Raw genomic sequence first — 7,672 nt, forward strand, 5'->3', positions numbered from 1 at the left:
ACCGGTACCAACCCGAATGCCAAGCAGGCTTCTCTCCAGTACGGTTCGCCTCGCCAACAACCGAGGAGAGGCCCGATGAAACTTGCCCGTCGCCAGTGGCTTGCCGCCACCTTGTTCCGCTTGCCCGTTGTCGCGCTCGCGTTGAGTGCCGGCGCTGCCTGGGCCCAGAGCGGCCACAGCAACTTCCTGAAGACCGATGGCCGGCTGATCCGCAACCAGCACGGCACCGGCGACGCGATCTACCTGCGCGGCGTCAACCTGGGCGGCTGGCAGGTGCACGAGCCATGGATGTCGCCGCTGGCCGGCGTCAACGACGACTACAACATGCGCAAGACGCTGAGCCAGCGCTTTGGCGATGCGGGCCGCGACGCGCTGATCGCCGCCTACCAGGACACTTACCTGCAAGAGAAGGATTTCATCCGCCTGTCCGACTTGGGGCTGAGCGCGGTGCGGTTGCCGGTCTACTACCTCAACCACATGAACGAGGACGGCAGCTGGAAGCTCGACCCGAAGGGCCGGCCCGACCTGCGCCGCATCGAGTGGGTCGTCAAGATGGCGAGGAAGCACCGGCTCTACGTCATCCTCGACCTGCACGGCGCGCCCGGCTCGCAGAACGGCGCCGACCACAGCGGCAAGATCGGCGGCTCCGGCGAGTTGTGGAACAACACCACCTACCAGGCGCAGACGCTGAACTTCTGGCGCACCGTCGCCCAGCGCTTCAAGGACAACTCGACCGTCGCCGGCTACGACCTGCTGAACGAGCCGTCGACGAACTACCCGGCGCCGGCGACGCGCGAAGTGCTCGACATGTACGACCGCATCTACCGCGAGATCCGCGCGGTCGATCCGAACCACATCATCTTCATGGAAGGCATCTGGGACTGGTCGGCGATCACACCACCCAGCGAGTACGGCTGGACCAATGTCTGCTACTCGTTCCACTACTACAACTGGGGCAACGATTCGAACTTCGAATCGCAGAAGGCCTTCACCGACGCGAAGGTCGCCGACGAGCAGGCGCACGCCTGGTACAACGTGCCGCACCATGTCGGCGAGTTCAATCTCTTCGCGCTGCAGACGAGCTGGGAGTACGCGCTCAAGCGCTACAACGACGCCGGCTGGCACTGGAACAGCTGGACCTACAAGGGCACGAACATCGGCAACTGGGCGCTGTACAACCATTCGAATGCGGCAGCGAACACACCGAACGTGGCGACCGACAGCTACGCGACGATCGAGGCGAAGTGGCGCCGCTGGGACGTCGAGAACGACATGGTGGCCAACACGATGCTCAACACCGTGTTCAAGAACGCGTTGACCGGCACCAACAGCCTGATCCGCAATCTGCCGTACGAAGGCACCTGGCCGGCGAAGGACAAGCTGCAGGCGCAGAACTTCTACCACCAGCAGGGCGTCAGCTTCGATTCGAACGGCATCGGCTTCTTCGACGAAGGCGACTGGATCCGCTATGCATCGTTCAACTTCGGCAGCCAGGGGCTGGACCGGATCCGGCTGCGTCTCGCTGTCGACCCGGCCTACGCCGGCAAGACGATCGACGTGCGGCTGGACAGCACCGGCGGCCCGCTGATCGCATCGATCACCGTGCCCAGCACCGGCGGCTGGACGACCTACCAGACCTTCACGTTCCCGATCCAGCCGACGACAGGCGTGCACAACGTGGTGCTGGTCGGCAAGGGCGGCAGCGGCATCGCGAATCTCGACTGGCTGGCGTTCGCACGCAGCACGAGGTAGGCGCGACGACGAAACGGCCGTGCGGCGTCAATCGCGCACGGCCGTCGGCGCCTTGATCTCGCGCACGCTGCCCCATTTGTAGAACAGCCCGTTGCTGGCCACGCCGTCGCTGCGGAAGTAGACGGTGACGTTGGGCTTGCCGGTCTCCGAGCCGGCACGCTGCTTCGCCTTGGTCAGCACAGCGGCCGGGTCGATGCCCGATGCGCAGGGCTTGCCACCCACGCCGAAGTCGGTGCCGCGGTCGACATGCCAGTTCAGCAATTGCCAGTGGCCACCGTCGGCACCACCGCTGGTGTCGAGGTGGAGTTCCTGGCGCACGCTGCCATCGGCTTGGTCGTAGACGACATGCTTGTAGCCGATCCACACGTTCTTCGGCAGGCCACCCGACCACTGCGCCTTGTTCAGGATCGCGGTCGAAGCGGGGTGGCTCGTCTCCTTCTCGAAGTCGACGTGGCCGTCATAGCGCATGCGGGCAGCGATACCGCGGGTGTCGCACAGGTTCTCGTCCTCGTCGCCGATGGTGCCGTGGTTGGTGCGCGCCATGGCGACCATGCCGCCCCATGGCGTGCCGGAGTCAGCCACGCGCATGAAGTACATCGTGATCTCGACGTTGCGCCATTGGGACTGCCTTGCAGGATCGTGCACATACATTCGCGGCACCGAGCCGGAGATCTTCAGCACACCGTCGCCGCTGGTCTGGTAGGTGGCGTTGCCGTGATCGGCATCGAACCAGGGGTCTTGCGGGTCGACGCCGGCGAAACTGCGAGCCACGCCGTTGTCCCACTTCGAGACCCACTGCTTGCCGTTCAGCGGGCTTTTGTACAGCATCCGGATGCCGAACCGATCATTCGCAGCGACGGCGGGAAGCGCAGCGAAGCTCGTGGCGACCAACACAGCGAGACGGCGAGCAATCATTGGTGTCATGGTCCTACGAGAAAGCGTGGGGGTGTCGACCCTCAGCGTATCGGGACCTGCCTTTGAGCCGTCTCCACTTGTGAGCTGCGTTACCAAGAAAGCGTCATCCCCCAGATGGCAGGTTAGGTTTGGATACAGCGGCGTTCCGCAACGGGCCACAGTCCGGGCACCGGTGGCCCGGACTGTGGCGCTGCCGTGAACAAGGGGCGTTCATGGGTGCACGATCGGGCCGCTTTCGGATGCGGCGCTGGGCAGGGTTCGGTTTGGCCAGCGCTGTATTGCTGGCGGCATGCGGTGGATCCGACACGGGCGGCGACGCCTCCGCCACTCAAGCCGTCGGCGACGAGGCTTCGCGCGCGCAGGCCCAGTCTGCCGGCCGCGAACAACGCATCGACCCGTTCGCCGGCCTGTCGTTCGTCGAAACGGCCGAGCAATCCGACGCGGTGCGGCTCGCACAGCAGGCCACCTTCGGGCCGAACAGCCCGCTGATCGAAGAGATCGAGTCACTGGGCCCCGCCGGCTGGATCGCCAAGCAGATGAAGACCACCGGCTCGGTCTACACCCGCGGCGCCGACGACGCGATCCACAAAAACACCCGGCCCGAGTTCTACTGCAGTCGGCCCGATCAGATCAACAACGTCTACTGTTGGCGCGACTACTACTCGGTCGAGCCGGTGACTTGGGATTTCTACCGCAACGCCATCGAGCAGCCCGATCAGCTGCGCCAGCGCGTCGCCCATGCGCTGCAGCAGATCTTCGTCATCAGCAGCAACACCGTCTACGGCACCTACGGCTGGCGCCACTACGAGAACATGCTGCTGGACAACGCGTTCGGCAACTACCGCGAGCTGCTGCGCAGCGTGACCCTGTCGCCGCTGATGGGCGAGTTCCTCGACATGGTCAACAACGACAAGGCCCTGCCGAACGAGAACTATGCGCGGGAGCTGCTGCAGCTGTTCTCGATCGGTACCTGCAAGCTGAACCCGGACGGGACGCTGGCCACCGGAAAGTGCAAGCCGACCTACAACAACGAGACGGTGCGCGAATACGCCTTTGCACTGACCGGCTGGACCTACCCGCCCGGCGGCCAGACGGCCTGGGGCTGCTGGCCGACCGGTGCCAACTGCCCCTACTTCGGCGGCGACATGGCGCCCGCGCCGGCCTTCCGCGACGACGGCAAGCGGCGCCTGCTGTCCGACGTGTTCGTCGTGGCCGGCAGCAACTCGAATCAGGCGCTGAGCAAGGTGCTCGACAGTCTGATGCAGCACCCGAACACGCCGCCGTTCGTCGCGAAGAAGCTGATCCAGCACCTGGTCAAGAGCAACCCTTCGGCCAAATATGTCGGCCGTGTCGCCAGCGCGTTCAAGGCCGGTACGTTCCAGGGTGGCGGGCGCACGTTCGGCGAAGGCAAGATCGGCGACATGGCGGCCACGGTCGCAGCGATCCTGCTGGACAGCGAAGCCCGCGGTGATCGCTGGGACCAGGACAAGGCGGGACATCTGCGGGAGCCGATCCTTCACATCACCGGCTCCATCCGCGCGTTGAACGGCCACACCGACGGCGCCGCGCTGTACTACTGGTGGGCCGAGCTGCTGCGCCAGCCCGTCTTCCGCCCGCCATCGGTGTTCAGCTTCTACCCGAGCGACTACCCCGTCTCCAGCACCTCGCTGGTCGGCCCCGAGTTCGGCATCCACAACTCGAACACCGCGCTCGAGCGGCTGAACTTTCTGACTTACCTGCTCGACTGGAATGGCTCGGCACCCGACCCGAACGTGCCCGGCGGGATCGGCACCCGCGTCGACCTGACCGCCTTCCTGGACGATGCGAGAAACGCCGAGCGGCTGGTCGACGGCCTGTCGATGATGACGCTGGGCCGTCTGCTGCCCGAAGCACCGCGGGCCAAGGTGCTGAAGGCGGTCAAGTGGTGGTCACCGACGACCGACCCGAACAATTGGCAAACCCAGCGTGTGAAAGCCGCCGCCTACCTGGTGCTCGGTTCGCCCGACTACCAGGTGCAGCGTTGAACGCGAGGAACCGACGATGAACATCCCCACTCGCGATCACCTCCTTCGTCTGACGCGCCGCCAATGGTTGCAACGCGCCGGCGGCACCCTGGCCGGTGCTTTCGGCGCCGCCACGCTCGGCCACCTTGCTCTCGGTACCCAGCCGGCCTATGCGGCCGACTACAAGGCGCTGGTCTGCATCTTCCTGTACGGTGGCAACGACGGCATGAACGTCGTCGTTCCAACCGACGCGGCTCGCTACCAGCAATACGCCAATGTGCGCGGCGCGCTGGCCCTGCCCTCCTCGAGCCTGGCCGCGTTGACCGGCTCGAACTACGGCCTGCATCCGTCGCTCGCCGCGCTGAAGCCCTTCTGGACCAGCGGCATGCTGGCTCCGGTGTTCAACGTCGGCCCGCTGTACAAGCCGCTGACGAAAGAGCAATACCGCGATGCGCCGGACGGCAGCGAGCTGATCCCCGACGCACTGTTCTCGCATGCCGACCAGCAGATCGAGTGGGAAACAGGCACCACCGACGCGATGACGCGCACCGGCTGGGGTGGGCGTGCGTCGAAGGTGCTGGGCACGGTGAACCCGGTGATCTCGGTCGGCGGCAACGGCCGCTTCGGCGTCGAAGAGATGCGCCCATCGCCGCTGGTGCTGCCCGGCCCCGGCGCCACCTTCGGCGCGTATGGCCTCGGCCCCGATGACACCGATTGGGAGCCGAACCGCCTGCGCCGCCAGGCGATCGACGCGCTGTATGCCGAACCGCAGCCACTGGTGCTCGGCCAGGCCTACACCGCGCAACAGACCAATGCCTTCGAGATGTCGGAGCGTCTGGCCGACATCGTCAAGTCGCTGCCCGGCGATGCCGATTCCACGCCCGCCATCGACAGCGCCTTCGCGCCATTGATCGTCGACGGCAAGTTGTCCACGTCGATGGGGCAGCAGCTATACCAGATCGCGAAGCTGATCCGCTCGAACGCGCAGGTGCAAGGCAACCGGCAGATCTTCTTCGCGCAGCAAGGCGGCTACGACACGCACAGCGGCCAGATCGGCGACAACTCGCTGCTCGGGCTGCACGCGACGCTGCTGAAGGAGCTGGGCGATGCGATGGCCTGCTTCCAGCAAGCGCTGGTCAACCTCGGCCTCGCGCCGAAGGTCACGACCTTCACACAGAGCGACTTTGGCCGCACCTTCGCACCGAACTCGACCGCCGGCACCGACCACGCCTGGGGCAATCACCAGCTCGTGATCGGCGGCTCGGTCAAGGGCGGGGAGACCTACGGCAAATACCCTCAGCTTGAGTTGGGCGGGCCGGACGACGTCGGCTTCGAGTCGTGGGAGCTGCAGGGCCGCTGGATCCCGACCAGCAGCGTCGACCAGTTCGCCAGCACGCTGCTGGGCTGGTTCGGCGCCGGCGACGGCCAGCTCGAGAAGATCCTGCCCAACCTCGTGCACTTCGGGACCAAGCGCAACCTGGGGTTCCTGTAGCGGCATTGCGCGTCAGCTGAGCTTGTCGAAACCCTGAGGTCTTAGGCCTTTCGACATGCTCAAGGCGAACGGGTGGCTCAGTGGCACCGCAAGGTGCTCACGGCCACCACCCTCCCCGTTCAGGTTGAGCCTGTCGAAACCCTGCGGCCCCGGCCTGTCGACAGGCTGACCGTGAACGGATGGCTGAATCACATCGCCATCAGGCAACGGCCCCGGCGCGGTGGGCACCGGCCGGCGGCGTGGGCACCACGCCGTCGCGCACCGCCTGCAGCGTCTGGCGGATGCCTTCGGCGTAGGGCGTCTTGCGGACCGGACCGGTCAGGCGCTGCAGCGCGCTGTCGTCCATCAGCACGGGCTGCGTCTGCAGGTAGTGCATCTCGACCATCTCGCGCATGACCGGGTTGAACAGGCCCAGCGCGCGCAGCATCGTCTTGCCTGCGACACGGCACTTGATCTCGCGACCGACCTGGCGACCCATCTCCTGCAGCAGCGCCTGCTGGCTGGTGACACCGGCACCCGCCAAGTGCCAGACGCGGCGGCCATCAAAAGCCGCCGGTGTGTCGATCAGCTTCGCGACCACCGGGCCGACATCGGGCACGAAGACGAACTCGTGGGGTGTGTCGATCGGGCCGACGAGGTTGGCTGTGCCGCCGTTCACTGCCGCAGTCGCAGCGCCGTGCAAGAAGCTGGCTTCGACGCCGGGGCCGTAGAAGTCCGGCAGGCGCAGCACGGCGGCTTCGATCTTGCCTTGCGTGGCGGCTTGCAGCAGCAGGTCTTCCTGTGCCTTGCGCATCTTGCCTTTGAAGGTGTGCGGCTCCCGCGGATGGTCTTCGCGGATCGTCGGCGTCTGCGGCAGGCCGTACGGGTAGACGGTGCCGATCAGCAGGATACGCTTGACGCCCGCGGCGATCGCCCCGTCGATCGTCTTTTGCATCAGCTGCGGGTGCAGCTCGAAGCGCCAGTAGTCGACGCCCACCATGTAGACCAGCGTGTCGATGCCTTCCGCCGCGGCCTGCACCGAGGCGGACGAGTCGGGGTTCCAGGTCTTCACTTCGGCCAGCGCATCGCCGCCGAACTGGCGCAGCAAGCTGCCTTCGCTGCGACCGACGACGCGGTACGCGCGGCCTTGGGCCCGCAGCGCGGTGGCGATGCTCTGGCCAATGACGCCGGCGGCGCCGAACAAGGCAATCTTCGGGGCGGTCTTGGCTGCAGTGGTGGTCATCGGAGTTTCCTTTCAGCGGGGTTTCGGTCCTGCGACGGAAAGCAGTCTGCGAGTCCCCGGGCGAAAAGAAAATTGCCGAGAATCAGCTAGCGGCTATTCATGATTGAATAGTCTCCATGGAACCGGATTGGCAGTGGTACCGCTCTTTCCTGGCCGTGCTGGACCAGGGTTCTCTGTCGGCTGCGGCACGGGTGCTGGGGCTGACCCAGCCGACGCTGGGCCGTCACATTGACGCGCTGGAGACCGCACTGCAATTGAAGCTGTTCACCCGCTCGTTCGACGGCTTCG

6 protein-coding genes are annotated in these 7,672 nt (G+C 65.8%); 4 read left to right on the forward strand and 2 right to left on the reverse strand.

Features of this window, described 5'->3' with window-relative positions:
• Positions 1-75 precede the first annotated feature (75 nt).
• On the forward strand, positions 76-1,752 hold the full coding sequence (locus tag VFY73_RS25120) for a carbohydrate-binding protein (protein ID WP_329724023.1): 1,677 nt from the start codon (positions 76-78) through the stop codon (positions 1,750-1,752).
• Between the two features lie 27 nt (positions 1,753-1,779).
• Here VFY73_RS25120 and VFY73_RS25125 read toward each other — a convergent pair whose 3' ends face one another.
• On the reverse strand, positions 1,780-2,580 hold the full coding sequence (locus VFY73_RS25125) for a hypothetical protein (protein ID WP_329724025.1): 801 nt from the start codon (positions 2,578-2,580) through the stop codon (positions 1,780-1,782).
• Positions 2,581-2,879: 299 nt separating this feature from the next.
• Here VFY73_RS25125 and VFY73_RS25130 point away from each other — a divergent pair, with 299 nt between their 5' ends.
• Both VFY73_RS25130 and VFY73_RS25135 read left to right on the forward strand, forming a co-directional pair.
• The gene (locus tag VFY73_RS25130) at positions 2,880-4,691 is read left to right on the forward strand and encodes a DUF1800 domain-containing protein (protein ID WP_329724027.1); all 1,812 of its coding nucleotides are present in this window, start codon (positions 2,880-2,882) and stop codon (positions 4,689-4,691) included.
• Between the two features lie 16 nt (positions 4,692-4,707).
• Entirely contained in the window at positions 4,708-6,162 is a 1,455-nt protein-coding gene (locus VFY73_RS25135; protein ID WP_329724029.1) for a DUF1501 domain-containing protein, read from the forward strand.
• 199 nt (positions 6,163-6,361) lie between these two features.
• Here VFY73_RS25135 and VFY73_RS25140 read toward each other — a convergent pair whose 3' ends face one another.
• Positions 6,362-7,384 (reverse strand): NAD-dependent epimerase/dehydratase family protein, encoded by a 1,023-nt coding sequence (locus VFY73_RS25140; RefSeq protein ID WP_329724031.1) that lies wholly within the window; start codon positions 7,382-7,384, stop codon positions 6,362-6,364.
• A 116-nt stretch (positions 7,385-7,500) separates the two neighbouring features.
• Here VFY73_RS25140 and VFY73_RS25145 point away from each other — a divergent pair.
• Positions 7,501-7,672: helix-turn-helix domain-containing protein (locus tag VFY73_RS25145; protein ID WP_414654527.1), on the forward strand; the 172-nt coding region annotated here is incomplete at its 3' end.

The sequence above is a fragment of the Ideonella sp. genome (assembly GCF_036277275.1).
Lineage (GTDB): Bacteria > Pseudomonadota > Gammaproteobacteria > Burkholderiales > Burkholderiaceae_C > Ideonella.